Raw genomic sequence first — 26,529 nt, 5'->3', positions numbered from 1 at the left:
GGCTACTTCTTCATCTGCTCCTTCAAGGCAGCGAGCTTTGCGAAAGGAGAATCCGGGTCGATCGGCTTTTCCTTGCGCGGCGGCTTTGCCTCGAAGCGCAGCGGCTGTGCGCCGTTGCGATTGTTGTTGCGATCCTTGCGGTCGCCGCGATCCTGACGATCACCCCGCTTCTCGTTGCGATCGCCACGGCCCTGGTGCGGCTTGCTGCCGTCGCGGTCCCGTTCCTGGCGTTTGCCGTCACGGCCTTCGCCACGATTGCCTTCTGCGCCTTCGCCCCCGCCGTGACGGCGGGTGCCATGCTGCTGACGGTCACCGCTGCGGCGTTCACCTTGACCGCGTGCTTGGCGATGGTTGTCGTTGCGCCCGCCAAGACGCCACAGAAGGACAGGTTTCTGTTCGACAGGCTCCACGGCTTCCGCAGGTTCAGCCGCGGATGAGTCGGCAGTCGCGGCCTCGACAGCAGGCTTGTCTTCTGTAGCCGTCCCATCGGAAGCAGCTTCTTCCGATGTGCTGTCGGCATCGTCATGATCTGCCTTCTCGGCCGCTTCGTCCACAGGGATCTCCGCTGCCGGGGCGGCAGAAGTGTCTTGAGCAGCAAGATGAGCTGCCGCCTCCTCGGCGGTCACGGCATCGGCGCGATAACCGAGGCCCTTGAGAATCTCTTCCATATCCTCCAGCGTCGCGCCGAGAATCGAAAGCATCGCGGTGGTCGTCGTGAAACGGCGGCCATCATAAGCTCCTTCCGGCCGATTCACCTGACCCGGCCTCCACTGCAGCAATGGACGGATGATATCCGCAAGCCGCTCGAGAATGTCGATGCGAACGGCACGTTTGCCGAGAAAACGGAAGCCGGCAAGCTTATAGAACATGCGCTCGAAGCCCGGGTCGGTCACGACGGACGTGCGGCCGGCAGCCAGCACCGGAATGAGGTCGCCATAGCCCGGTTTTTCGAGGCCGTCATTTTTCAAGGCCCAGAGCAGCGTGATGAGTTCAGCCGGAGCCGGCTTCAAAAGCGCGGGCACGAAAATGTGGTAGGCGCCGAAGCGAACACCATAACGGCGCATGGAAGCACGCGCGTCCTGATCCAGCGACTTCACCTCTTCCGTCACGTCGCGGCGAAAGAGTACGCCGAGATTTTCGACGAGCTGGAAGGCAAGGCCCTTGGCCAAGCCCTGCAGGTCTTCGGCACGCGAAAGATCATCGAGCGGCTTCAGGATCGTGCTGATGTGGTGATTGACGAAGCGCTCGATGCGGGCTGCAACGTGATCGCGCGCATTGCCCGTCAGTTGTTCGTCGGCAAGCAGGATGACGCGAGGACGCATGATGTGTTCGCTGCCCGCAAGGCGCGCAACCGGATCGCCGAGCCAGCGGATAAGGCCGTCGGCGCTGATCGCCAGATCGCTGTTGCCTGCAGCATGGAGGCGCGCGGCGCGCGCCTCGAATTCCAGGGCAAGCGCCTTTTGCGATGCGGTCTGGATCGCCTTGCCGTCCGGTCCGTCCGCACCCGAAAGGGGCGTGAACCGGAATCCGGACAATTGCCCCACATGATGTCCTTCAACAAAGACATCGCCATTCACACTGATTTCAGCTTCCAGCATCGCATTCTCTCTCAGGCGCTTCATGAGCACAGATGTCCTGCGATCAACAAAGCGTTTCGTCAACCTTTCATGTAACGCATCGGACAATCGATCCTCGATTTCCCGCGTCTTTTCCTGCCAGTGTGTCGGATCGGCAAGCCAATCGGGTCGATTCGACACATAAGTCCACGTTCTTATCTGCGCGATTCGCGCCGAAAGCGTGTCAATTTCGCCATCCGTCCGATCCGCTCGATGCACCTGCTCTGCGAGAAACTGCTCGTTCACCGTGCCATGGCGCACAAGATCGGAAAAGAGCGTCGAGATCAGGTCGGCATGCTGTGCCGGCGCGATACGCCGATAGTCAGGCAGTGCGCAAATTTCCCAAAGCTTCTCCACGCGCTGCGGATTTGTAGCCAGATCAATAATTTCCCGATAGCGCGCCAGATGTTCGAGCGCTTGCTGGTCAACGGCGGGCAGGGCTCGCGTTAAACCTTGGGCGGTCGGAGGCGTTTCGAGGCTCGCCCGCAATGATTGTATTGAGGAGAAATCAAGCTCCTTCGTCCGCCACTGCAAAACTTTGACACTGTCGAATTCGTGGGCCTCGATCCTCTCCGCCAATTCCTCGTCGAACGGATGCACCTGGCCCGTCACTCCGAATGTGCCGTCACGGACATGACGGCCAGCACGTCCCGCGACCTGAGCGAGTTCGGCAGGATTGAGATTACGGAACTGATACCCGTCGAACTTGCGGTCCTGCGCGAAAGCCACGTGATCGACATCGAGATTGAGGCCCATGCCGATCGCATCGGTTGCGACGAGATATTCGACATCGCCGGCCTGGTAGAGCGCGACTTGAGAATTTCGGGTGCGGGGGCTGAGAGCGCCGAGAACGACCGCGGCACCCCCTCGCTGACGACGGATCAGCTCTGCAACGGCGTAGACCTCATCTGCCGAAAAGGCGACGATAGCCGACCGTTGCGGAAGACGGGTGATCTTCTTTTGGCCCGAGTAGAAAAGTTGCGAAAGCCGCGGCCTTTCGACGACCGTGATGCCAGGCAGGAGCTGCTGTAGGATCGGCCGCATCGTGTCGGCCCCCAGAAGCAGCGTTTCGTCGCGTCCGCGCAGATGCAGAATACGGTCGGTGAAGATGTGGCCACGCTCGAGGTCGCCTGCAAGCTGAACCTCGTCAATCGCGACAAATGCGGCCTTTGTTTCGCGCGGCATGGCTTCGACCGTGCAAACGGAAAAGCGCGCATTCGCCGGTGAGATCTTCTCCTCGCCGGTCACAAGCGCAACGTTCTGCACTCCCACCTTTTCGACAACGCGCGTATAGACCTCACGTGCCAGCAGACGCAGTGGCAGGCCGATTACGCCGGTGCCGTGCGCTACCATGCGCTCGATGGCGTAATGGGTCTTGCCTGTATTGGTCGGCCCGAGCACCGCGGTCACGCCGCGCCCGCTCAATATCATCGGCTGCGATGTCAGTGTCATTGTCCGTGCAAGTGAGGCGGGGAGCCTTAAGGTCAAGTGCGCTTCGTTCCCGAAGCAGACAACACATGGACAGCCATCCGGCCAAACGCAAGAGCCGGGCTTCAAAATGAGCTGCAAACTCGATTCAAAAAATGTCGCTAAATGGTTGTTTTAAGATTCGGAACAGCGTGAGAACGAATCAGCGACGAATCGGTGACTCGCGGTGATTCAGCTTTTGTTCACGGCTAAGTATTGGTTTTGAATCGATTTTTCCTACTAGATGCTGAATCGCCATTGGACGCGGCAAGAGCTGGAGCGCCACGCGGTTAACATTTCTTACCGAACAGAGAATATCACCAGAAGCGGTTGGAAAAACTGCCGGGAAATAATGCTTCCGTGGAATTCGGAACGACTCGGCGGCGAATCGCGGAGGCAACTCTGGTGTCTGTTTCGGAAGCCGGATTCATAGTTGATTAACGCCTGCGCCCGGCTCTATTAACACTTCGACCAAAGACGGAACGAATCGCCGACGAATCAGCGACATCGGGATTTTCCCGGTTCGTTCACCGCAACATGTTGTACATGAATGCAATTTTAACCATAAAACAATTGCAAGATTCTGGTCGCGCGGCACTTCTGATCGCAGCCCTATTAAAGATTTTTAGGTTTCTTGATCGCCCGGTTCAAGCAGAAACCAGCGCCCTTCGCACCGTGCGGAGTTTAGCCGGGAACAAAAATCGCGGATGCGTGTTTATTGTCCATTCGGACTCACAATGAGTTGAAGGAACCGGAACATGCTCGGAACGATACTTCTCATTATCCTTATTTTGCTTTTGATTGGTGCCCTACCGAATTGGGGATATAGCCGTGGTTGGGGCTATGGACCTTCCGGCGGTTTAGGGCTAGTCCTCATCATCATTATTATTCTTGTCCTAATGGGCCGGATATAGCGGCTTGGTAACATAGGGAGTGAAGTTCATGATGAAAAAAATTGCAATTGTTGCCGCCTTCGTAGGCGCGCTTGCCTCCTGCACACCGACCGAAAAAGGAACGGCAATTGGCGCCGGTACCGGCGCAATTATTGGCGGTGCTGTCTCCGACAGCTGGGGTGGCGCTGCAATCGGCGCCGTTGCTGGCGGTCTCGCTGGCGCCCTGATCGGCCAGTCGGTAGAGCGCCGCGGCTACTGCGTCTATCGCGATCGTTACGGCCGCCGCTACGAAGCACGCTGCCCACGCCGTTACTAAACATCGCCGTTTTGTATGCAAAACGGGCGCTTCGGCGTCCGTTTTTGTTTATGCGCATCGTCAATGGTATGTTGACGATCGGTCCCGAAATCCAAATCTACTGCGTTGCGGGAAACGGGCTCATATTCCCCTCATGAACACGGCAACAGTACGCCGGGTATGAAAGGAATGCCTTATGGCCCAGATTGTCTTAAATTCCGCTGTCGCTATCCTTGTTGCGGCAGCATTTCTCACGACAGCTATCGCCGCGCTTCGCGATGCAGACAGACGGTTGCAAAGAGTGCCCGTCAAGGCAAAGACCAAGCATCCGCGTAGCAAGTAAGCTTAGACGAAGAATTGCCCACCGTTTGCCGAAAGTGTCGAGCCCGTGATAAAGCCGGCATCGTCGGAGACGAGGAAGGCAACGCAGCGCGCGACCTCCTCCGGCTCACCAAGGCGTCCGACCGGAATCTGGGGAATGATCCTCTCGTTGAGCACTTTCTCCGGAACGGCGAGAACCATTTCCGTGCCGATATAACCGGGGCAGACAGCGTTCACGGTGATGTTCTTCGCAGCCCCTTCCTGGGCGAGGGCCTTCGTAAAGCCGAGATCCCCCGCCTTGGCAGCCGAGTAATTCACCTGCCCCATCTGGCCCTTCTGGCCGTTGATGGAAGAGATGTTGACGATGCGTCCGAAGCTCCGATCGCGCATTCCGCCCCAGACATGGTGCGTCATGTTGAAGAGGCCCGTGAGGTTGGTATTGATCACCTCATGCCACTGCTGCGCCGTCATCTTGTGAAACATTGCGTCGCGTGTGATACCGGCGTTGTTGACCAGCACCTCGACACCGCCAAGTTCCGCTTCCACCTTCGCGACACCCTCGCCGCAAGCGACATAATCGGACACGTCCCACTTGAAGACCGGAATGCCGGTCACGTCATGAAAGGCCCTCGCCTTCTCATCGTTGCCGGCGTAGTTGGCGGCGACCTTATAACCCGCATTCCTGAGCGCCATCGAAATCGCTGCACCGATACCGCGCGTGCCACCGGTGACCAAAGCCACTCTGCTCATGTTTCGCTCCCCTCGAGGCTATTTCGCCTTTGATCAGGCGTTTTGAATCATCAATCGCATGCTATTATAATGCTTCGAAGCACATGGCGACGCCCATGCCTCCGCCGATGCAAAGCGTGGCAAGTCCTTTCTTTGCGCTACGCCGCTTCATTTCGAAAAGCAGCGTGTTGAGAATACGCGCCCCGGATGCGCCGATCGGATGGCCGATCGCGATTGCCCCGCCGTTAACATTGACGATGGCCGGATCCCAGCCAAGGTCCTTGTTCACGGCGCAGGCTTGGGCCGCAAAGGCCTCGTTCGCCTCGATCAGGTCGAGATCACCAACAGACCAGCCGGCTTTCTCGAGCGCTTTGCGCGACGCGGGAATCGGTCCGGTTCCCATGACCTGAGGATCGACGCCAGCCGTTGCCCAGGAAACGATGCGTGCCAGCGGTTGGATTCCGCGCCTTACGGCCTCTGCTTCCGTCATCAGTACTGCGGCTGCGGCTCCGTCATTGAGACCCGATGCGTTGGCAGCTGTCACTGTGCCCTCTTTGTCGAAAGCCGGACGAAGCTTCCCCATCGCATCGAGCGTTGCGCCGTGGCGGATATACTCGTCGGCATCCACCGTCACATCGCCCTTGCGTGTCTGGATGACGAAGGGAACGATCTCATCCTTGAAGCGGCCTTCCTTCTGGGCCGCTTCCGCCTTGTTCTGAGAGGAAACCGCGAACTGATCCTGATCGTCGCGGGAAAGTTGCCACTGGCGGGCGACGTTCTCGGCCGTGATGCCCATGTGATAGCCGTAAAAAGCGTCGATCAGGCCGTCCTTGATCATGGTGTCGACCATCTTCATGTCGCCCATCTTCGTACCGCCACGCAGATGCGCGGCATGCGGAGCCATCGACATGGATTCCTGGCCGCCGGCGACGATGATCTTCGCGTCCCCAAGCGCGATCTGTTGCATACCGAGCGCTACGGCGCGAAGGCCTGAGCCACAAAGCTGGTTGACACCCCAGGCCGTGGCCTCCTTTGGAACCCCCGCCTTCATGGCCGCCTGCCGAGCTGGGTTCTGCCCTTCGCCTGCTTGCAGCACCTGGCCGAGGATCACCTCGTCGACTTCCGCCGCCTCGACGCCTGCGCGTTCGAGCGCAGCTTTGAGGGCGGCAGACCCAAGCTCATGCGCTGGGACGGTTGCGAATGCACCATTGAAAGAGCCGACCGCTGTGCGGGCCGCGCTGGCGATGACGATGGACGAACTGCTCATAAAGGCCTCCTCGTTTCCTTCAGCATATATAAGCTGAAACTGGCAAAGGTTCAGCCCTAAGTCAAACGGCAAGACGATTGCGGCAATTTTTGCAGCCGCTGACGAAGATACGAATTATCCCTTTTATCAAAGGGGTTGCCGCATCGCACAAAGAGATTGTCACCAGGCTTCTTTTGCGTCTACAGTCTGTGGTGGAGGAATATCCATAACAATCAGACGGGGTTCAGGAGAACTGATATGGCGAAGAATGAGGGCCAAATAGTTATCAAGAAATACGCCAACCGCCGCCTCTATAATACAGGCACCAGCACCTATGTGACGCTGGAAGATCTGGCAGAGATGGTGAAGAAGGGTGAGGATTTTACGGTACAGGACGCAAAGAGCGGTGATGACATTACGCACTCCGTATTGACCCAGATCATTTTCGAGCAGGAATCAAAGACCGGGAACACGCTGCTGCCGATTTCCTTCCTGCGCCAACTCATCACCTATTACGGCGATCAGATGCAAATGGTCGTTCCAACTTTCCTCGAACATTCCATGCGTGCCTTTGCCGAACAGCAGTCGCAGATGCGCGAACAAGTGACCCGCGCCTTCGGTGAATCGCCGCTCGGCAAGAACCTGCAGCTCCCGATGCAGATGGTCGAAGACCAGGTCCGCCGCAACACCGAGATGTTTCAGCAGGCCATGCAGATGTTCTCTCCTTTCATGACCCCTCCCGCCAAGGAAACGAAGAAGGCGGAGGCGAAGGATATCGATGAGTTGAAGGAGCAGCTGCGCGCCCTGCAGAATAAGCTCGACAATCTCTAAGGCTCAAAGCCCAATCGAAACATCGCGCCCGGCACTACGGATCGAGACGGCAAATCCGCCGATCACGTCGATCAGTGCAATCGTCATCAAGATGAAGAAGACCTGTGTTGCTGCGTCCTGGACGAGAAGGAATTCGACCAGGAAGGCGATGAAGACCAGCATTGACAGCATGTGGTTGATCAGGCTGCCAGATCCATTGCTGGTGGCCTTCAGTATCTCGACGAACAGAATGACCAGCGCCACGACGATGAAGAGATCGCCAAGTGCCATGCTCCAGATCGCCCCGGAGATCATCGAAAGCACGATGATGTCATGCTGGAGCGCGGGAATGCCTCCGCCGCCCATCAAACCGGCAATCGTCATATTGTAAAGAATATACGGAATTACCATCAGCGGCATTACAGCGATCATTTCAGCATGTCCCCCTACTCGACGGGAATACTGCAGCAAATCACAGCGCCACTTCAAGGCATCAGAAATATAATAGTTCTCAAAACCGAAAAGGCCGGCGCTTAAAGCCGGCCTTTTCAATCCTGGCCATGCCAGAATTTGGAAACTTATGCGCTTTCCTTCGGCGTCAGAACCTGGCGGCCGCGATACATACCGGTCTTCAGATCGATATGGTGCGGGCGGCGCAGTTCGCCGGAGTTCTTGTCTTCCACGTAGGTCGCGGCCTTCAGTGCGTCTGCAGAACGGCGCATACCGCGCTTGGACGGGCTTGTTTTTCTCTTCGGTACAGCCATTTTACATACTCCAATTCACAGGCAACACATTCCCCGGCCAAGCTGGCGGCCGAAACGGACGTGTCGCGATTTCGGAAATTTCGCGCGCTTATACATGCCCTGAAGGTGGTTGACCAGTCCCAAAACGGATTTTTTGTGATTCTCGCGGATTGAAGATCAGATCTCGTCTTCCGGCACAATCCAGGGTTCGGCCCGGGCCGCTGTTTCCCACTTCTGCCAGGCAGGATGCGCCTTCATCGCCGACATATAACTCAACGTATCGCTGGCAGTCACAAGGTCATAGGTATCGAAGCGGTTGACAACCGGCGCAAACATTGCGTCGGCTGCCGAAAATCCGCCAAAGAGAAACGGCCCGCCCGAGCGGCCGCGCAAGTCGCGGAAAATGGTTTCGATCCGCAGGACGTCAGCCATCACGCCGTCCGCAAGTGCGATCTTGCCGCGAGCACGCCGGATATTCATCGGACAAGCGCCTCTGAGCGCTCGGAAACCCGAAAGCATCTCCATCGAGACCGAACGCGCCACCGCGCGCTGTGCGCGATCCTTGGGCCAAAGCCCCGCCTCGGGATAGAGCTCGGAGACGTAGTCGATGATCGAGAGCGATTCCCATACCCGCAGGCTGCCATGGTATAGAACCGGCACTCTGCCCGTGGGAGAGATCTCCCTGATGCGCGGATTGCCTGCGGGAAAATCAAAGGGGATCAGAATTTCTTCGAACGGAATGCCCGTCGCTTCCATCGCAATCCATGGCCGGAACGACCATGAGGAGTAGTTCTTGTTTCCGATATAGAGGGTAAGGCTATCCATGAAGCATCCGCAAATTGATTTCGAGGCCGAATTTACCGGCGCCCGGCTAAAGCGACCAATGAATAATTCATGCCTCAATCATAAAGGCATCTGATGTAATCGCCGGAACCTTGAGCCCGGCGCTCGATGACCGAGGCAAGCGTGCGAAGGCCGCGACGGGGCTTTCCGGCGTTCCGGTCGATCGGGTTCGGAAGAGAAACGGCCAAAAGCGCTGCTTGGCGTCGCGAGAGCTTGGAAGCCGGTACCTTGAAATGATAGCGTGCTGCCGCCTCGATGCCATAGATACCCGGGCCCCATTCGGCGATGTTGAGATAGATCTCCATCAACCGGCGCTTTGTCCAGACGAAGTCAGAGGTAACCGCGAGCGGCAGCTCGAGCGCCTTGCGCACAAAGGAACGGCCGTTCCAAAGAAACAGGTTTTTGGCAGTCTGCATGGGTATGGTGCTGCCGCCGCGGGTCGATTCACCGTCGAGCGTGTCTAGAACCAGCATGCGCATTTCCCCCCAGTCGACACCACCGTGGAAACAGTATTGGCCGTCCTCGGACATCATCACCGACCGGACAAGAACCGGCGAGACGTCGTCCAGGGACACCCATTGCCGGTCATAGCCACGCAGAAGCAGGAGATCGCGCAGCATCAGTGTCGAGACGGGATGAATAAAGGGAATGAGATAAATAAAGATCAGCACATAAGGCAGGATCAGAAGTCCGGCGATTGCAAGGACGATGCGCATCATCATCGGCTGGCTTCGCAGCCAAGCGAATAAACGGCGATGAGCCGGCATCGCAATGCTGTCCTCTCTCTCCGGCGCTATGTCCAATATATAAGCCCAATACCTGTTCCCTGCGTTCTCATACCGTTTGCCGGTTCGGAAGGCCAGTGCACAGACGAAATCTTGCCGTGACCATCGACAATTCCGTTGCAACTGCGCCGCCGCTCGTGCCAAAGAGCGCGCATGAACGCGAGCCCCGCAGCCTTCGAAGCACGTTTGAAGACCAACGCCCGAGAGATCGAGACGTTGCTGGACGCGCTGCTTTCCAAAGGCATGCGAGAGGATGAAATAGCCCGGCCCGAAAGCCTGAGGACGGCAATGCACTATGCCGTGTTGAACGGCGGCAAGCGGCTTCGCCCGTTTCTCGTCGTGGAGAGCGCGCTGCTCTTAGGCGGAGATAAAGAGGCGGCCTTGAGAGTGGGTGCGGCACTTGAATGCATTCACTGCTATTCGCTCGTCCATGACGATCTTCCGGCGATGGACGACGACGATCTGCGCCGCGGCAAACCGACGGTGCACATCGCCTTCGACGAGGCGACCGCGATCCTCGCAGGCGACAGCCTTCTGACCTATGCCTTCGACATTATCGCTGCCGACGAGACGAAACTTCCCGAACAAAGCAAGGTGGCGCTGATCCTTGCGCTTGCGCGCAGCGCTGGTCTGGGCGGAATGGCTGGCGGACAGGCACTCGACCTCGCCGCGGAAGAAAATACGCCGGATGAATGTGGTATCGTTACATTGCAGTCTATGAAGACGGGAGCGTTAATCCGCTTTGCTTGCGAAGCGGGTGCGCTCATCGCCGGCGCTTCGACTGATGACCGCAAACGCCTGCGCGCGTTCGGCGAAAAGATCGGCCTTGCCTTCCAGCTCGCCGACGATCTTCTGGATGTTACATCCGACGCCACCACCATGGGTAAGGCAACTGGCAAGGACATAAGCCGCGGCAAAGGCACGCTCGTCGCTCTCCGTGGTATCGAATGGGCGGAAGCTGAGCTTCGGCGGCACGTCGAGGATGCCACACAGCTTCTGGCGCCTTACGGCGATGCCGCTGCGACGCTCGCCGCCACCGCGCATTTTGTTGCCGACCGCAAGAACTAACACAAGCTGGCGTCTCTTGGCGTCAGCGGCTGAGCCTATTCAGCGGCAGTCTTCTGGCCGAAACGCTTCTCGATGTAATCGGCAACAAGCGTCTCGAAATCCGAAGCAATGTTCGGCCCACGCAACGTCAGCGCCTTCTTGCCGTCGATGAAGACGGGAGCAGCCGGCGTCTCGCCGGTGCCAGGCAGCGAAATGCCGATATCAGCATGCTTGCTTTCGCCCGGACCGTTGACGATGCAGCCCATGACTGCGACGTTGAGCGCTTCTACACCAGGATATTTCTCACGCCAGACCGGCATGTTCTTTCGGAGGTCGTTCTGGATATTCTGCGCCAGCTCCTGGAAAACCGTCGATGTCGTGCGGCCGCAACCCGGACAGGCGGCGACCACCGGCACGAACTGCCGGAAGCCCATGACCTGCAGCAGTTCCTGTGCTACCTGCACTTCACGTGTACGATCGCCATTCGGCTCAGGCGTCAGCGAAACGCGGATCGTATCGCCGATGCCGTGCTGCAGAATATAGGCCATGGCCGCCGACGAAGCGACGATGCCCTTAGTGCCCATTCCCGCTTCGGTGAGTCCCAGATGCAGCGCGTGGTTGGAGCGGTCGGCAAGCATGGAATAGACAGCGATTAGGTCCTGGACCTGGCTGACTTTGGCCGACAGGATGATGCGGTTGCGTGGCAGGCCGATCTCTTCGGCAAGGTTGGCCGAGATCAGCGCCGATTGCACGATCGCCTCCCGCGTCACCTGACGTGCTGAAAGCGGCGAGCCCGCCTCGGCGTTCTTGTCCATCAGTGCCGTCAGAAGATCCTGGTCGAGCGAACCCCAGTTGACGCCGATACGCACGGGCTTGTCATAGCGGACCGCCGTCTCGATGATTTCGGCGAACTGCTTGTCCTTCTTGTCCTTGAAGCCGACATTGCCGGGATTGATCCGGTATTTCGCCAGCGCTTCGGCACAGGCGGGATGATCGGCAAGCAGCTTGTGGCCGATATAGTGGAAGTCGCCGACAAGCGGCACATCCATGCCAAGGCGCAGCAATCGCTCGCGAATCTTCGGAACGGCAGCAGCACTCTCGTCACGATCGACGGTGATTCGCACGAGCTCAGAGCCTGCCTTGAAGAGGGCTGCAACCTGCGCGACGGTCGAATCGATATCCGCCGTATCCGTATTCGTCATCGACTGTACGACGACCGGTGCACCGCCGCCGACGACGACACCGCCCACGTCGACCGCGACGGAAGCGCGGCGCGGTTTCGGATCAAAATCGGTAGCTAAAGACATGGATCGAGCTCTTGAACCCTTGAATTTGTGCCTTTCAGGTGGATCATACCCGCTTTCTTGTCAACGCCCAAAGCATCACTTTCGCTTGGCAGCCCTAGTGGCTGCCGCCGGAGATGCCGTCTGCGTAGCGTGCAAGCTTCGAAAAGATCAGCACCACCAGCAGCAACACCGGCAGTGCCATGAAAACGGCGCTAAAGCCGACATGCTCGGCAGCGAAGCCGATTGCAGAAGGCGCGACCAGCATGCCGGAATAGCCCAGGGTCGTGACGACCGAAAGGCCGATCCCGGCCTTCAGGTCAGGGATATTGCCTGCGGCGGAAAAGGCGATCGGCACCATGTTCGAAATACCGATGCCGCAGAACGCGAAGCCGACGATGGCGAGTTCGGCATTCGGCGCCAGGGCTGCGATCAGCATGCCGGCGATGGCAAAGAGGGTGCAGATTCGCAGCGTCCTGACGCCACCGAGCCTGTCGCGCACCAGATCGCCGGCGAAACGCATGATTGCCATGGTCAGCGAAAAGGCCGCGAAACCAAAACCGGAAAGAGCCACGGATGCATTCATTTCCTGGCGGAGATAGAGCGCACCCCAGTCCAGCACCGCACCTTCCGGAACCATCGAAAAGAGCGCCATCAACCCGAGCAGCCATGGCAGAGGCGTCATCGGCAGACGTGCCTTCTCTTTCTTCTCGTCCGGATGCGGCGGATCGGCAAGGATCATCGGCCAGGCGATCACGAGGAAAATCGACGCGAACACTGTGGCGAGCTCGGCATGGCCGAGGACGCCGAGCTTGGCGATAACGAAGCCGCCGAGGCCCGCACCGATCAACCCGCCGAGGCTCCAGAAGGCATGGCAGGACGACATGATCGCCCGCCGCATCGATTTCTCGACGGCGACTGCGTTGGCGTTCATCGCAACGTCCATCGCACCAATGAACCCGCCAAACAGGAAGAGCGCGATTGCGCCGGTAACTACATTCGGTGCCAGCGTCAGGGCCAGAAGAATTGGCAGCAGGCAGATCGCAGTTGCCCGCGACACCACGCGCGAGCCGTGCCTGGCGATCTGCGCGCCGGCAATCGGCATCAGTGTCAAAGATCCAACGCCGAACACCAGGATCATCAGCCCAAGCTCGAATTTTGTCAGTTCCAGCCGCTCCGCAAAATCCGGAATCTTCGGCGCCCAGCAACCGACGACAAAGCCGTTCATCAGGAAAAGCAGCGACACCGCCACCCTGCTCTTCGGCAGGAAGCCGCGCCGAACTCCGTACGCTATATTCGTCGAATTATCCATTTTATTACCGTCTTCCTCCTGCCGCCTACGCTACGAGTCGGCTCCTCATCTCAATTCATCGAGCCTTCCGGCCTTGACGGTCCGGCAACCCCGCTCACGGTAGGCTGCAAGCAGGGCCTCATCGGCATCGTGCTCGACCACAAGGCATTCGCAATGCGCAACCGGCAAAACGCTGTGCGGCGCCGCTGTCCCAAATTTTTCCGAAGTCACCGCAACCAGAACCTTCCGGCTCCTTGATGTCGCAAACCGCTTGAACTCCGCATCCTCGAAACCGAAGGTCGTGACACCTGCTTCCAGATCGATGCCGCAGGCGCCGAGAATGCAAAGATCGGGCGAGAGCTGCTCCATATCCCGCATCGCCTTGGCGCCGAGCGCGCCGCCCACCTGCCGGTTGACCATACCGCCGATCACGATGACGTCGACACCGCCGTTGTCCATCAGCGCCGCGGCGATCGCCGGAGCATTCGTTGCAGCCGTCAGTCTCATGTCTGATGGAAGTGCATTGGCAATCGCAAGATTGGTGCTCCCGGCATCGAAGAATACCGTCGACCCGGGCGCAATCTGCGAGACGGCGGCCTGCGCCAGCCGTTCTTTGCGATCAAGGGCAATATCCATTCGCTGCTTGAGGCTGCCGCCCGCCGGCGAAATCGGCAGCGCACCACCATAGACCCGCTCGCAAAGCCCAGCAGCCGCCATCTCGCGCAGATCCCGGCGGATCGTGTCTTCTGAGACCCTGAATTCCAGAGCGAGTTCAGCTGCAAGCACGCGGCCGTTTGCTTGAAGCTTGCCCGATATGATGTTCTGCCGCTCCTTCAACAGCATCTCTGTCGTGTTCATGCCTGTTTAGCTCACAAGTTGGCATTAAATTCTAAGAACGTGCATAAACGTATATCAACGTGCACACAATAGGCATCGGACGCACGTTTTCTGACGCCCTGAAACAGGCCGCGTCAAAAGCCAGACAAATGAGAAAAATATTTGCAGTTGCCCAATTTCTTTGCAGTTTTCTACGCTTCGCGACGCCCTATTTTCTGCGATCTATCTCTCATTGAATTCCTCCCACATTGGACCTGCAAAACATGAAACTCCTCAAGACCATCGCCGCAGCAGCCCTTATCTCAGCCGCTGCTTTCGTCTCCGCCCAGGCCGGCGAAAATCTCAACGCCATCAAGTCGGCAGGCGTTTTGAAGATCGGCACCGAAGGCACCTACGCGCCTTTCACCTATCATGATGAAAGCAACAAGCTCGTGGGCTTCGACGTCGAGATCGGCGAAGCGATTGCCGCCAAGCTCGGCGTCAAGGCTGAGTTCGTTGAAGGCAAGTGGGACGGCCTGATCGCCGGCCTCGATGCCAAGCGCTACGATACCGTCATCAACCAGGTCGGCATCACCGAAACCCGCAAGCAGAAGTACGACTTCTCCGAGCCCTATATCGCATCCAAGGCCGTGCTCATCGCCCGCGCAGACGACGACAGCATCAAGAGCTTTGCGGACCTGAAGGGCAAGAAATCTGCCCAATCGTTGACGAGCAACTTCGGCAAGCTCGCCGAGCAATCCGGCGCAGAACTCGTCGGCACCGAAGGTTTCGACCAGTCTATCCAGCTCGTGCTGACCGGCCGCGCCGATGCGACGATCAACGACAGCCTCTCTTTTCTGGATTTCAAGAAGCACAAGCCGGACGCAAATGTGAAGATTGCAGCCGAGCAGGAAAACGCCGACTACTCCGGCATCATCATCCGCAAGGGAGAGCCGGAACTGCTCGAGGCGATCAACAAGGCGCTGGCAGACATCAAGACCGACGGCACCTATAAGAAGATCGCCGATAAATATTTTGGCCAAGACGTCTCGAAGTAAGCGCTCCAGAGGAGCGGTTTCCTGCCGCCGGCACATCCTCTATATCTGCTAAAGAGCGTCCAGCGAAATCCCGCTGGACGCCCTTTTATCAAGGAACACACCCGTGCCGCACTGGCTTCAACTGATGGCGGAATCACTCCCCACCCTTTTGTGGGCCGGACTGATCTTCACCATACCGCTGACCCTGCTCTCCTTCGTCTTCGGCCTGGCGCTCGGGCTGGTGACTGCCGTGGCTCGCCTCTTTGGCCCGGCTCCGGTTGCTTCAATCGCGCGGTTCTACGTCTGGGTGATCCGTGGCACGCCGCTGCTCGTGCAGCTCTTCGTCATTTTCTACGGCCTCCCGAGCGTCGGCATTCTGCTTGACGCCTTTCCGGCGGCTCTGATCGGCTTCACGCTGAATATCGGTGCTTACAGTTCTGAAATCATCCGGGCCGTCATCTCCTCCGTTTCGAAGGGACAATGGGAAGCTGCCTATTCGATCGGCATGACTTGGCGGCAGGCAATGAGCCGCACGATTCTGCCGCAGGCCGGCCGCGTTGCCGTGCCGCCGCTCTCGAACACATTCATTTCATTGGTGAAAGATACCTCGCTGGCAGCAGCAATCACCGTGCCCGAACTTTTCCAGGCTGCACAGCGCGTCGTTGCGACAACCTATGAGCCGCTGATCCTTTATATCGAGGCGGCGCTGATCTACCTCGTGCTGAGCTCTGTTCTCTCAGCGCTGCAGGTGCGCCTCGAGCGCCGCTTCGCGCGCTACGGCGGCACGCTGGAGACAAATGCATGATCGAGCTTTCCAACATCGAGAAACGTTTCGGCGATGCCGTCATCCTCAGGGATATCACCATCCGCATTCCGGAAGGCAGCGTCACGGCCCTCGTAGGTCCCTCCGGCGGCGGCAAGAGTACGCTTCTCCGTTGCATCAACCTGCTTGAGATACCGACAACAGGATCCATCAGGATCGGCAAAGAGAAGCTGGATTTTGTACCCGGCAGGAAAACGGGTTGGCCAGCGATCCAGAAGATTCGCCGCCAGACGGGGATGGTCTTCCAGAATTTCCAGCTCTTCCCGCATCAAACCGCAATCGAAAACGTCATGGAAGGTCTGGTGACCGTTCTGAAGTGGCCGAAGGAAAGGGCCCATGCCCGCGCCATGGAACTGCTGACCAAGGTAGGAATGGCGCATAAGGCCGATGCGTGGCCTTCGACGCTTTCCGGCGGCCAGCAGCAGCGTGTCGCGATCGCCCGTGCATTGGCCCCCTCGCCACGCGTCTTGCTCTGCGACGAGCCGACCTCGGCGCTCGATCCCGAACTTTCGGCGGAAGTCGTCGATGTTCTTGCAAAGCTGGCCAGCGAAGGCACGACCATGGTCATCGCAACGCATGATTTGCGGCTCGCCTCGAAAATCGCCCACAACGTCGTCTTCTTAGAAGCAGGAAACGTCGTCGAAACCGGGGCGGCGAAGGCCATCTTCACCGCGCCAGAGCGTGAGCGTACCAAGCGCTTCATTTCGACGATCAACGCCGCACATACCTACGAAATCTAGTGGTGAAGACTCATGCTACTTCAATAATATGCACATCACGGGCGAAAAAGGTCTAAGTGGTCAGTGCCGTTGGGAGGACGCGATGACAGTTCCCACACTGGATCGTGTGTTTGGTCGTGTGGCATTCGGGGCCGAACCGTCCAACTATCATGCTGCCCGCCCGCGCTATCCTGAAGAAACATGGCAGCTGTTGCGCGAACGCTCTAACCTTGGACCCGGCATTGATATTTTGGAGATCGGCGCTGGTACTGGCCTTGCAACGGCAGAATTGCTGGCGCACAAGCCGCGGCGGTTGGCAGCGGTTGAACCTGACATGCGGCTGGCAGACTTCCTGCAAACCTCGATTGCGGACGACTGCCTGCAGGTGCTCGCGCTGCCTTTTGAAGACGCAAACCCGGAGCCTGCCTCGTTCGACCTGGTTGCCAGTGCGACGGCTTTTCACTGGCTGGAAGCTACGCCTGCTCTGAGACGAATTCATGAATTGCTGCGACCGGGCGGCGCGGTCGCCCTTTGGTGGAACGTCTTTGGCGATGTAAGTCGGCCCGATCCCTTTCATGATGCCACCAAGCATTTGTTCGTTGGCCATCGTGCGAGCCCGTCAGCGGGTGGGGCCGACAGTTCTCCTTATGCGCTTGATACGGATGCACGAATTCAGGAGATGACGGATGCTGGGTTCGTACCCGATCCTCCTGAATTTATCCGCTGGACATTGAGGCTTGATGCGGCTGGCGTGCGTAGCCTCTATGCCACGTACTCTAATGTTTCCGCCCTTGCGCCAACAGAGCGCGCCCATCTGCTCGATGCTTTGACCGAAATTGTAACAGGGCAGTTTGCGGGCCGCGTAGATCGTAACATGACAACTGCAATATATACCGCCCGACGCGCGCAGCTCCAGCCAAGCGCTGCCGGCTTGGGACGCATTTCCGGGTTGAAAAGATAGGACTTCGTGCGCGATCCAGCTCCGACAGCTCAAACGCTTGTCCGATTGAAGGCCTCGAAAATGGTTTTTCGGCTCCGGATCCGAGCGTCAGATTTTCACCACGCGGCCCAGCACTGCAGCTCTCGTTTACTGCGAGCGCGCCGCCTTCAGTGCTTTGCCCCACCAGGCCAACTGATCGAGCTGGTTCTTCGCCGCTTCGACAAGGTGCGGATAATCGCTGAGGCTTTTGCCTTCCTTGGCAACGGCGAGATATTCCGGGAACGATATATGGACGCCGGTCTTTACCGAAGCAGCGCCCATTTCAACGAAGACCAGCCGCAATTGCTCGACGGCACGCGCACCGCCGACGCCGCCATAGCCGACAAAGGCAACCGGCTTCTGGATGAAGTCGCCGAGGTCGATGGCATTCTTGAGCACGGCCGTCGGCCCGTGATTGTATTCGGCAACAGTGAAAATGAAGCCGTCGAACTCGCGCAGCTTCTTCTTCCAGCGCTCCGCCGTTTCGCTCTCAGCTTCCACCGCACGTGCTTCACCGAAGAAAGCCATGGGGTAGTCGAGAAGATCGAGCACTTCGACTTCAAATTTCGGCCGCTGCGCGGCAATCTCTGCAATCCACTTCGCCGGATGATCGGCAAAGCGACGGATGCGTGTGCTTCCGACGACAACTGCAATCTTGAGCTTGTTCATTTTCGGCCTTCCTTACAACGAAAGGGCGACCTTGGCGCCACCCTAACCCTTCGGCTTCCGGTTAGCCGGCATAGCTGACCAGCAGATCCTTGGCGTCGATCTGGTCGCCGGCCTTGACGAGCACTTCGGCGACCGTGCCGTCTTTTTCCGCGTGGATCGCTGTCTCCATCTTCATGGCCTCTATCGAGACCAGCACGTCGCCGGCGCTGACCGCCTGGCCCGGCGAAACGAAAACGCGGGAAATGACGCCCGGCATCGGCGCGCCGACATGGGCGGCGTTTCCAGGCTCGGCCTTCCGGCGGGCAGCGGCACCGGAAGCGCCATGCGCACGATCCGGCACCTTGATGCGGCGCGGCTGGCCGTTAAGCTCGAAGAAAGCCGTCACCATGCCCTGGCTGTCCGTACCGCTCATCGCCTGATTGACGACAACCAGCGTCTTGCCCTTTTCGATATCGGCAAAGAGTTCCTCGCCGTCCTCCAGGCCGTAGAAATAGGCGAGCGTAGGGATAACCGAGACCGGGCCGTAAGTATCGGAAGCGAGCGCAAAATCCGTGAAAACCTTCGGATACATAAGGTAGGAGGCAAATTCGAAATCGCTGACCGTCCGTTCGAGTTTGGTCTCGATCACCTTGCGCTCGGCGTCGAGATCGGCGTCTTCGAGCAGCGAGCCCGGACGAACCGTATAGGGCTTCTCGCCCTTCAGCGCCTTCTTCTGCAGCGCTTCCGGCCATCCACCCGGCGGCTGGCCTAGATCGCCCTTTAGCATCGAGATGACAGATTCCGGGAAGGAGACTTCCTTATCCGCACTGACAACATCGGCAACCGTCAGATCCTGCGAAACCATCATCAGCGCCATGTCGCCCACTACCTTGGAAGACGGTGTCACCTTGACGATATCGCCGAACATCTGGTTGGCGTCGGCGTAAGCCTGCGCCACCCTATGCCAGCGGGTTTCGAGGCCGAGCGAGCGGGCCTGCTCCTTGAGGTTGGTGAACTGCCCACCGGGCATTTCGTGCAGATAGACTTCCGACGCCGGCCCCTTGAGATCACTCTCAAAGGCTGCGTACTGGTTGCGTACCGCTTCCCAATAGAAGGAGACGCGCCGGATCCATTCCGGATCGAGCCCGGGATCCCGATCCGATCCGCGCAGCGCTTCGACGATCGAACCGAGACAGGGCTGCGAGGTATTGCCGGACAGCGCATCCATGGCGGCGTCGACCGCGTCGACACCGGCATCGACGGCTGCAAGCACGGTTGCAGCGGCAATACCGGAGGTATCATGCGTATGAAAATGGATCGGCAGGGTTGTCGCGTCACGCAGGGCCTTGAAGAGGACTTTCGCGGCGGCGGGCTTCAGCAGGCCGGCCATATCCTTCAGCGCGATAATGTGCGCGCCGGCCTTTTCGAGCTGAACGGCAAGATCGGTATAGTATTTTAGATCGTACTTCGGGCGCGCCGAATTCAGGATATCGCCGGTATAGCAGATGGCCGCTTCACAGAGCTTGTTCTCTTCCGCTACGGCATCCATCGAGACACGCATGTTCTCGACCCAGTTCAGGCAGTCGAAGACACGGAAGAGGTCGATGCCGCCCTTGGCCGCCTGACGGACGAAGTATTTGACGACGTTATCCGGATAGTTCGTGTAGCCGACGCCATTGGCGCCGCGCAGCAGCATCTGCAGGAGCAGGTTCGGTGCACCTTCACGGATCAGCGCCAGACGCTCCCATGGATCTTCCGTCAGGAAGCGCATGGAAACGTCAAACGTCGCACCACCCCAGCATTCGAGCGACAGCAGGTTCGGTAACGCATGTGCGTAGGTGCCGGCGACGCGGGCGATATCATAGGTGCGCATGCGCGTCGCGAGCAGCGACTGATGGCCGTCACGCATCGTCGTATCGGTCATCAGAACACGCTTTTCATTGCGCATCCACTCGCCGAACTTCTTCGGGCCGAGCTTGTCGAGAAGCTGTTTGGTGCCGTCCTGGACCTTGCTGCCGTTGGCGTAGGGCACAACAGGCTTGGCTGCATCTTCCGAAGGCCGTGGGCGGTCCTTTGCCTCCGGATGGCCGTTGACTGTGACGTCGGCAAGGTAGGTCAAAAGCTTCGTCGCGCGGTCCTGACGCTTGACCTGCTGGAAGAGCTCCGGCGTCGTATCGATGAAACGGGTCGTATAGCTGTTGTCCTTGAACTTCGGGTGCCCGATGATCGCTTCAAGGAAGGTGAGGTTGGTCGCCACGCCACGGATGCGGAATTCACGCAGCGCCCGATCCATGCGGGAGATCGCCTCCAGCGGATTCGGCGCCCAGGCCGTCACCTTGACGAGCAGTGGATCGTAATAGCGGGTGATGATCGCGCCCGAATAGGACGTGCCGCCATCAAGACGGATGCCGAAACCCGAGGCCGAGCGATAGGCGGTGATGCGGCCGTAGTCCGGAATGAAGTTATGTTCCGGATCTTCCGTCGTGATACGGCATTGCAGCGCGTGACCGTTGAGTTTGATATCCTGCTGCTTGGGAACACCCGATTCCGGTGTACCGATCGCGTAGCCGTCGAGGATATGGATCTGCGCCTTGACGATATCGATGCCGGTCACAACTTCGGTAACCGTGTGCTCGACCTGGATGCGCGGGTTTACTTCGATGAAGTAGAACTTGCCGGTATCGGCATCCATCAGATATTCGACGGTGCCGGCGCCGATATAGTTCGTCGCCTTGGCGATCTTCAGCGAGTAGGCGGCAAGCTCCTGGCGTTGGGCTTCTGCCAGGTAAGGTGCCGGCGCACGCTCGACGACCTTCTGGTTGCGGCGCTGGATCGAGCAATCGCGCTCAAAGAGATGCACGACATTGCCGTGGGTATCGCCGAGGATCTGGCTTTCGACGTGGCGGGCACGCTCGACAAGCTTTTCCAGATAGACTTCATCCTTGCCGAAGGCCGCCATTGCCTCGCGCTTGGCTTCCGTCACCTCACGGGCAAGGTCCTTCGGGTCACGAATGGCCCGCATACCGCGCCCGCCGCCGCCCCAAGAAGCTTTGAGCATCACCGGATAGCCAATCTGCTCGGCCATCTTGGCGACCTCCGCCATGTCGTCCGGCAGCGGCTCAGTTGCCGGAACCACTGGCACGCCGACCGAGATCGCCAGATTGCGCGCGGCGACCTTGTTGCCGAGCTGACGCATCGTATCGGCCTTCGGGCCGATGAAGGTGATGCCGGCCTTGTTGCAGGCGTCCACGAATTCGGGGCTCTCGGACAGGAGGCCATAACCCGGGTGGATTGCATCGGCACCAGAGAGCTTGGCGACGCGGATCACCTCATCGATCGAAAGATAGCTTTCGATCGGCCCGAGGTCGCGGTCAAGATGCGGGCCGCGGCCGACCTGATAGCTTTCGTCCGCCTTGAAGCGATGCAGCGCCAGTTTGTCCTCTTCCGCCCATATCGCGACCGTTTTTATCCCCAGCTCATTGGCCGCGCGGAACACGCGGATGGCAATTTCGGAACGGTTGGCAACGAGTATCTTGGAAATGGGCAATGCGCTCTCCTCACGGCATCGAAACGGGCAATGCTGCACCCGCGAAGAAAATTCTTAACGCGCCGTTACGAAAAGTTCAATTTCCCTTGCGAAATAGAGTTTCCCAAATGCGAGGGTCAGATAACGAGCCCATGACGGAAAGCCAGCGCCACCGCCTGCTGGCGATTCTTGGCTTTCAGCTTGTCCTGCAGCCCATTCATATACCAATCGACCGTATGGTTCGATATATTCAGCACCTTGCTGATCTCGATCGAGGTGAGGCCGTCCGCCAGATAGTGGAGGATTTCCAGTTCCCGGCGCGTCAACGGCATCTCGAGCAATGAAGTGCTTTCGAGTGCCTTCGCTTCGCCCTTGAGATCAAGCAGCCGCCAGAACGCTTTGCGTGCAACCGTTTCGAACAACGACATCTCGACCGGCGACAATTCCACAGGCCCACCGCCGACGCTCAGATTTCCGAGCACGCCGCTCTTTCCGTGAATGGGGAAGATGTACCCGTCGCGGAGGCCGTGGGCATGGGCATCCGCCATCATCTGCTCCATGCGCCGCTGATGCGGGTCGCGACGGTAGGCGGCAAGGCTGTCCTTCCATCGAAACGGCCTTTGCGCCTGCGCCAGATACCTGACCGTTGGATCTATGAGGACATATTTTTTTGCAACGTATGTTTGCGGCCACTGCTCGGGCCAATGCCCCGCAAGAACGAGGCCCCATGGATCTTGGCTCTGCTTCAGGTGGCGAAGCAGTCCATAATATTCGAAGCCATAGGAATGGACGGCCCGCCGGAGCTCCTCAACGACGTTTTCCGGCTTCTTGCATTCTTCTATGACGACAAGCAATTGAACCAAAGAATGGATATTCACAAAATGCCCCTTGCCCGGCAATGGGCGATAGGTGAGATCCGCCGATCGGACCACCTGGACGTGGCGGCGACGGTCTTCGATTAACAAGCTGGCTCCATATAAGGTTTATGGATTGCTAAAGCTTGGTTTAAATACAAGTGGAAATTGTTGCACTCCCGATCGGTTGGGCAGCTTTCCACCGCAGTTGCCTCGTCACATCCTGCAGAAACACCTCACCTGAATGCGCCGTTAATCGTCGGTTCAGGTGTCTTTTCATAGCATCGCGCCATCCCGTTTTTGCAGATCCACACAAGAGGTACCGCCGTGTCGTTATTCAAGGTCTATGCCAGAGCTTTGCGCTACCTTGGCGCTTACAAGCTCCGCGTATCCCTGGTGGTCGTTGCGAACATTGTTCTGGCCGCGATCACGATTGCGGAGCCTATCCTGTTCGGTCGCATCATCGATGCCATCTCAGGCAAGGGTGAGGTCAAGCCCATCCTGTTCATGTGGGCCGGATTTGCCGTCTTCAATACGATCGCCTTCGTTCTTGTCGCCCGCGAGGCAGACAGACTAGCCCACGGCCGGCGGGCGACTTTGCTGACGGAAGCATTCGGCCGCATCATCTCGATGCCGCTCTCCTGGCATCACCAGCGTGGCACGTCGAACGCGCTGCATACGCTGCTGCGCGCTTGCGAAACGCTGTTCGGCCTCTGGCTCGAATTCATGCGCAATCACCTCTCGACTGTCGTCGCCATTGCACTCCTGGTGCCGACCGCCATGTCCATGGACCTGCGATTGTCAGGCGTTCTGGTCGTGCTTGGTCTTGCCTACTGGCTGATTGGCCGTCTGGTCATGAGCCGCACGAAGGACGGCCAGGCTTCGGTCGAGAACCACTACCATACCGTTTTCTCGCATGTGAGCGACTCAATCAGCAACGTTTCGGTACTGCACAGCTACAACCGCATCGAGGCTGAAACCAAGGCGCTCAGGGGCTTTGCCGACCGGCTCCTGCAGGCTCAGTACCCGGTGCTCGACTGGTGGGCGCTTGCCGGTGCGCTGAACCGCATGGCATCGACCATCGCCATGATGATTATCCTTGTGATCGGCACGCTGCTGGTTCAGGCCGGCGAACTGCGGATCGGTGACGTCATCGCCTTCATCGGCTTTGCAAACCTGCTGATCTCCCGCCTCGACCAGATGCGCCAGTTCGCTACGCAGATTTTCGAAGCCCGCTCGAAGCTTGAAGACTTCTATATGCTCGAAGACTCCGTCCGCGAGCGCGAAGAACCGGCGGGCAATGCCGACATCAAGGATGTCAAGGGCGAAGTCGAATTCCGCGACGTCTCCTTCGGCTTCGGCAACTCGTCGCAGGGCCTGCACAATGTCTCCTTCTCGGTGAAGGCAGGCCAGACGGTCGCGATCGTAGGCCCAACCGGCGCGGGTAAGACGACGCTCGTCAATCTGCTGCAGCGCGTCTACGATCCGGATAGCGGCAAGATCCTGGTGGATAGTCACGACATCACCAAGGTCACCCGCAAGTCGCTGCGCCGTTACATCGCCACCGTGTTCCAGGATGCGGGTCTGCTGAACCGCTCGATCAGCGACAACATTCGTCTTGGACGCGAAGGTGCCAGCGAGGAGGAGATGCGCCGCGCTGCTGAAGCGGCAGCTGCTGCGGACTTCATCGAGACGCGCGAGGCGCAGTATGAAACGCATGTCGGCGAGCGTGGCAACAGGCTTTCAGGCGGTGAGCGTCAGCGTGTGGCCATCGCCCGCGCGATCCTCAAGGACGCACCAATCCTGGTTCTCGATGAGGCGACCAGCGCGCTGGACGTGGAAACCGAGAACCGGGTGAAGGCTGCGATCGACAACCTTCGCCAGAACCGCACCACCTTCATCATCGCGCACCGCCTGTCGACGGTTCGCGAAGCAGATAAGGTGCTTTTCCTCGACAATGGCCGGATCGTCGAACAGGGTAGCTTCGATGAACTCAGCCACAGCAATGGTCGCTTTGCCGCACTGCTTCGCGCTAGCGGTATCCTGACGGACGAGGAAGTCCGCAAGGCTCACACGACCGAAGCTGCTTAACCAGGTTCGAAAACGAAATTAAAGGGTCGGAGGGAAAACCTTCCGGCCTTTTTGATTTGATTTCCTCGGACTTTGTTCGGTGACCGCTGATGAATCGTAAGCGTTTACCCGCTCACACCTTGACCAGCAGTGTCGAGGGCTGGAGCCATGACGGGGACGGCAACTATGCACCCAAATGCGATCATATTGTTTTCATGATATTTTCGCCGTAACTGCCTGTCGGGGGAAACAACATGCGTCCAGTCCAGCAGGAACAACTTCAGCGGATATTGATCTTCGGGAATGGCGGGACAGGTAAGACCTAGCTCGCTCGTCAGATTGGTATCTTGATCGGCCGTCCAACGATTCATCTCGATGATTTACGTTGGGTTCCCGGTCAGTATGGCGTAGCGCGAAACAATCGACTCGTGTTCGACGAGGTCGTTGAAGCTGCAAAAGCAGAGGCCTGGTTGATGGAGGGGGTCTATGGCTGGCTGGCGGAGGGTGTGCTGGGACGAACGACGACGCTGGTGTGCATCGACCTCCCCGAGGATGAGTGCGTTGCGAATGCTACGGCTAGAGGCAATCAAGGTGGTGGCAGCGAAAAAGGTCTGAAAGAACTGATCGAGTGGATAAAAGAATATCGCCAGCGCGAGAACTCTTCGACCTCCTATTCAGGCCATCAGAAGCTATTCGATGCATTTGTAGGTTCTAAAATAATTTTCAGGAATAGGGCTGACATTGTCGCATACATAGAGTGTGTCCGTGCGATGACCGCTTAGGGCGGTGGGTTCAACTAATCGCTGCAACACACTCTGCAAACCTCTCCGCGGGCGTCTGATAAAGCAAGGTCTTTCTTGGACGTTCGTTGAGCTGCCTTGCGATAGCACTGAGCTTGGCTTGGCTGTGGATGGACAGGTCGGTGCCGCGTGGGAGATATTGGCGCAGCAACCGATTGGTGTTTTCATTCGAACCGCGCTGCCAGGGTGATCGAGGATCGCAGAAGTAGATCTCAACGTCAGCGGCGATTGCCAGTCGCTGGTGGTCGGCCAGTTCCTTTCCCCGATCCCAGGTCAGTGATTGATAGAGTTCAGCCGGTAGTTTTTGCGACTGCCTGATCAAGGCAGAAACCACGCTTTCGGTATCCTTATTGGCGACCTTGATCAGCATCACATAGCGCGAGTGACGCTCGACCAGCGTCGCTATGTAGCTGTTCCGGGACCCGCCGATGAGGTCGCCCTCCCAATGGCCGGGAACGGCACGATCTTCGACAGACGGAGGTCTCTCGCTTATGGATATCGCATCCTTGATCTGGCCCAATCCACTCCGTTTGATGCTGGCGTGCCGGGAACGACGGATTGTCCTTCTTGCCCTAAGGTGTTCAAGCAATTCCTTTTTCAGCACCCCGCGGGCCTGAATGTACAGGCTGCGATAGATCGTTTCGTGCGACACCTGTTTGAGTGGCTCCCCTGGGTAAGTACGCTTGAGCCAGCCAGCAATCTGCTCTGGCGACCATTTCCGCTGTAGCTTGGCAGATACTGTGCGGGCCAAGGAAACATAGCAAGCCAGCTTGCACGGCTTGGGACGCAAGGATCGATCCCAGGCAGCCTGATCGGAACGTGCTGCCCGATAGCAAGCCAGCCCACCATTGCGACGGACTTCACGACTGATCGTAGAGGGAGATCGAC

General features: G+C 58.4%; 24 protein-coding genes. 10 read left to right on the top strand and 14 right to left on the bottom strand.

The window, feature by feature from the left end:
- Positions 1 to 2: 2 nt before the first annotated feature.
- Entirely contained in the window at positions 3 to 3,068 is a 3,066-nt protein-coding gene (locus BN1800_RS26515; RefSeq protein WP_087001828.1) for a helicase-related protein, read from the bottom strand.
- A 773-nt stretch (positions 3,069 to 3,841) separates the two neighbouring features.
- Here BN1800_RS26515 and BN1800_RS26510 point away from each other — a divergent pair.
- Together BN1800_RS26510 and BN1800_RS26505 are read left to right on the top strand one after the other, a co-directional pair.
- Positions 3,842 to 3,997 carry a DUF3309 family protein gene (locus tag BN1800_RS26510; protein ID WP_022717477.1) on the top strand — a complete coding sequence of 52 codons (156 nt, stop codon included), beginning with the start codon at positions 3,842 to 3,844 and terminating at the stop codon, positions 3,995 to 3,997.
- A gap of 28 nt (positions 3,998 to 4,025) precedes the next feature.
- Positions 4,026 to 4,292: a YMGG-like glycine zipper-containing protein gene (locus BN1800_RS26505; RefSeq protein WP_027512076.1), complete on the top strand. Its 267-nt coding sequence runs from the start codon at positions 4,026 to 4,028 to the stop codon at positions 4,290 to 4,292.
- Positions 4,293 to 4,616: 324 nt separating this feature from the next.
- On the opposite strand, the gene phbB is transcribed toward BN1800_RS26505, so the two are convergent.
- Both phbB and BN1800_RS26495 read right to left on the bottom strand, forming a co-directional pair.
- Positions 4,617 to 5,342, bottom strand: coding sequence for a beta-ketoacyl-ACP reductase (gene phbB / locus BN1800_RS26500; protein WP_087001827.1), 726 nt, complete (start codon positions 5,340 to 5,342; stop codon positions 4,617 to 4,619).
- A gap of 64 nt (positions 5,343 to 5,406) precedes the next feature.
- Positions 5,407 to 6,588, bottom strand: coding sequence for an acetyl-CoA C-acetyltransferase (locus BN1800_RS26495; protein ID WP_087001826.1), 1,182 nt, complete (start codon positions 6,586 to 6,588; stop codon positions 5,407 to 5,409).
- 237 nt (positions 6,589 to 6,825) lie between these two features.
- Between BN1800_RS26495 and phaR the strand changes: the two genes are divergently transcribed.
- Entirely contained in the window at positions 6,826 to 7,398 is a 573-nt protein-coding gene (gene phaR, locus BN1800_RS26490; RefSeq protein WP_087001825.1) for a polyhydroxyalkanoate synthesis repressor PhaR, read from the top strand.
- Positions 7,399 to 7,401: 3 nt separating this feature from the next.
- Here phaR and BN1800_RS26485 read toward each other — a convergent pair whose 3' ends face one another.
- The 4 genes from BN1800_RS26485 to mtgA form a co-directional block, all read right to left on the bottom strand.
- The gene (locus BN1800_RS26485; RefSeq protein WP_027512072.1) at positions 7,402 to 7,809 is read right to left on the bottom strand and encodes a hypothetical protein; all 408 of its coding nucleotides are present in this window, start codon (positions 7,807 to 7,809) and stop codon (positions 7,402 to 7,404) included.
- A 146-nt stretch (positions 7,810 to 7,955) separates the two neighbouring features.
- Positions 7,956 to 8,141 carry a 50S ribosomal protein L32 gene (gene rpmF, locus BN1800_RS26480; protein ID WP_016556742.1) on the bottom strand — a complete coding sequence of 62 codons (186 nt, stop codon included), beginning with the start codon at positions 8,139 to 8,141 and terminating at the stop codon, positions 7,956 to 7,958.
- A gap of 156 nt (positions 8,142 to 8,297) precedes the next feature.
- Positions 8,298 to 8,945, bottom strand: coding sequence for a glutathione S-transferase family protein (locus BN1800_RS26475; RefSeq protein ID WP_087001824.1), 648 nt, complete (start codon positions 8,943 to 8,945; stop codon positions 8,298 to 8,300).
- Positions 8,946 to 9,019: 74 nt separating this feature from the next.
- Positions 9,020 to 9,766 (bottom strand): monofunctional biosynthetic peptidoglycan transglycosylase, encoded by a 747-nt coding sequence (gene mtgA / locus BN1800_RS26470; protein WP_027512070.1) that lies wholly within the window; start codon positions 9,764 to 9,766, stop codon positions 9,020 to 9,022.
- Between the two features lie 135 nt (positions 9,767 to 9,901).
- Here mtgA and BN1800_RS26465 point away from each other — a divergent pair, with 135 nt between their 5' ends.
- Entirely contained in the window at positions 9,902 to 10,816 is a 915-nt protein-coding gene (locus tag BN1800_RS26465; protein WP_087001823.1) for a polyprenyl synthetase family protein, read from the top strand.
- A 35-nt stretch (positions 10,817 to 10,851) separates the two neighbouring features.
- Here BN1800_RS26465 and ispG read toward each other — a convergent pair whose 3' ends face one another.
- The 3 genes from ispG to BN1800_RS26450 form a co-directional block, all read right to left on the bottom strand.
- Positions 10,852 to 12,102 carry a flavodoxin-dependent (E)-4-hydroxy-3-methylbut-2-enyl-diphosphate synthase gene (gene ispG, locus BN1800_RS26460; protein ID WP_087001822.1) on the bottom strand — a complete coding sequence of 417 codons (1,251 nt, stop codon included), beginning with the start codon at positions 12,100 to 12,102 and terminating at the stop codon, positions 10,852 to 10,854.
- A gap of 94 nt (positions 12,103 to 12,196) precedes the next feature.
- Positions 12,197 to 13,390, bottom strand: a complete 1,194-nt coding sequence (locus BN1800_RS26455) for an MFS transporter (RefSeq protein WP_027512067.1) — start codon at positions 13,388 to 13,390, stop codon at positions 12,197 to 12,199.
- A 45-nt stretch (positions 13,391 to 13,435) separates the two neighbouring features.
- Positions 13,436 to 14,227, bottom strand: coding sequence for a DeoR/GlpR family DNA-binding transcription regulator (locus BN1800_RS26450; protein ID WP_087001821.1), 792 nt, complete (start codon positions 14,225 to 14,227; stop codon positions 13,436 to 13,438).
- A 242-nt stretch (positions 14,228 to 14,469) separates the two neighbouring features.
- Here BN1800_RS26450 and BN1800_RS26445 point away from each other — a divergent pair, with 242 nt between their 5' ends.
- The 4 genes from BN1800_RS26445 to BN1800_RS26430 all read left to right on the top strand — a co-directional run bounded on the left by BN1800_RS26445 (position 14,470) and on the right by BN1800_RS26430 (position 17,725).
- Positions 14,470 to 15,243: an amino acid ABC transporter substrate-binding protein gene (locus tag BN1800_RS26445; RefSeq protein ID WP_087001820.1), complete on the top strand. Its 774-nt coding sequence runs from the start codon at positions 14,470 to 14,472 to the stop codon at positions 15,241 to 15,243.
- A gap of 103 nt (positions 15,244 to 15,346) precedes the next feature.
- Positions 15,347 to 16,027 carry an amino acid ABC transporter permease gene (locus BN1800_RS26440; RefSeq protein ID WP_087001819.1) on the top strand — a complete coding sequence of 227 codons (681 nt, stop codon included), beginning with the start codon at positions 15,347 to 15,349 and terminating at the stop codon, positions 16,025 to 16,027.
- Entirely contained in the window at positions 16,024 to 16,785 is a 762-nt protein-coding gene (locus BN1800_RS26435; protein ID WP_087001818.1) for an amino acid ABC transporter ATP-binding protein, read from the top strand. The genes BN1800_RS26440 and BN1800_RS26435 overlap by 4 nt, the downstream gene beginning before the upstream one ends.
- 82 nt (positions 16,786 to 16,867) lie before the next feature.
- Positions 16,868 to 17,725, top strand: coding sequence for a class I SAM-dependent methyltransferase (locus BN1800_RS26430; protein WP_087001817.1), 858 nt, complete (start codon positions 16,868 to 16,870; stop codon positions 17,723 to 17,725).
- A gap of 126 nt (positions 17,726 to 17,851) precedes the next feature.
- Here the strand turns inward: BN1800_RS26430 and BN1800_RS26425 are convergent, their stop codons facing one another.
- From BN1800_RS26425 to BN1800_RS26415, 3 genes are all read right to left on the bottom strand, one after another.
- Complete coding sequence (locus BN1800_RS26425; protein WP_087001816.1) at positions 17,852 to 18,412, bottom strand: NADPH-dependent FMN reductase; 561 nt, start codon at positions 18,410 to 18,412, stop codon at positions 17,852 to 17,854.
- Between the two features lie 61 nt (positions 18,413 to 18,473).
- Positions 18,474 to 21,938, bottom strand: coding sequence for a pyruvate carboxylase (pyc, locus tag BN1800_RS26420; protein WP_087001815.1), 3,465 nt, complete (start codon positions 21,936 to 21,938; stop codon positions 18,474 to 18,476).
- A gap of 116 nt (positions 21,939 to 22,054) precedes the next feature.
- Positions 22,055 to 22,795 carry a LuxR family transcriptional regulator gene (locus BN1800_RS26415; RefSeq protein ID WP_027512059.1) on the bottom strand — a complete coding sequence of 247 codons (741 nt, stop codon included), beginning with the start codon at positions 22,793 to 22,795 and terminating at the stop codon, positions 22,055 to 22,057.
- Between the two features lie 303 nt (positions 22,796 to 23,098).
- Here BN1800_RS26415 and BN1800_RS26410 point away from each other — a divergent pair, with 303 nt between their 5' ends.
- Together BN1800_RS26410 and BN1800_RS26405 are read left to right on the top strand one after the other, a co-directional pair.
- Complete coding sequence (locus BN1800_RS26410; RefSeq protein ID WP_087001814.1) at positions 23,099 to 24,862, top strand: glucan ABC transporter ATP-binding protein/ permease; 1,764 nt, start codon at positions 23,099 to 23,101, stop codon at positions 24,860 to 24,862.
- Between the two features lie 326 nt (positions 24,863 to 25,188).
- A complete protein-coding gene (locus BN1800_RS26405; protein ID WP_244564651.1) occupies positions 25,189 to 25,623 on the top strand; it encodes a P-loop NTPase family protein in 435 nt (144 codons plus the stop codon).
- Positions 25,624 to 25,633: 10 nt separating this feature from the next.
- Here the strand turns inward: BN1800_RS26405 and BN1800_RS26400 are convergent.
- Positions 25,634 to 26,529, bottom strand: an 896-nt coding sequence (locus BN1800_RS26400; protein ID WP_087001867.1) for an IS30 family transposase, incomplete at its 5' end; no start/stop codon positions are given.

This window comes from Rhizobium sullae, from assembly GCF_900169785.1.
Classification (GTDB): Bacteria; Pseudomonadota; Alphaproteobacteria; order Rhizobiales; family Rhizobiaceae; genus Rhizobium; species Rhizobium sullae.
Note: the sequence above shows the minus strand (reverse complement) of the source record. Positions and strands in the feature narration are given on the sequence as shown.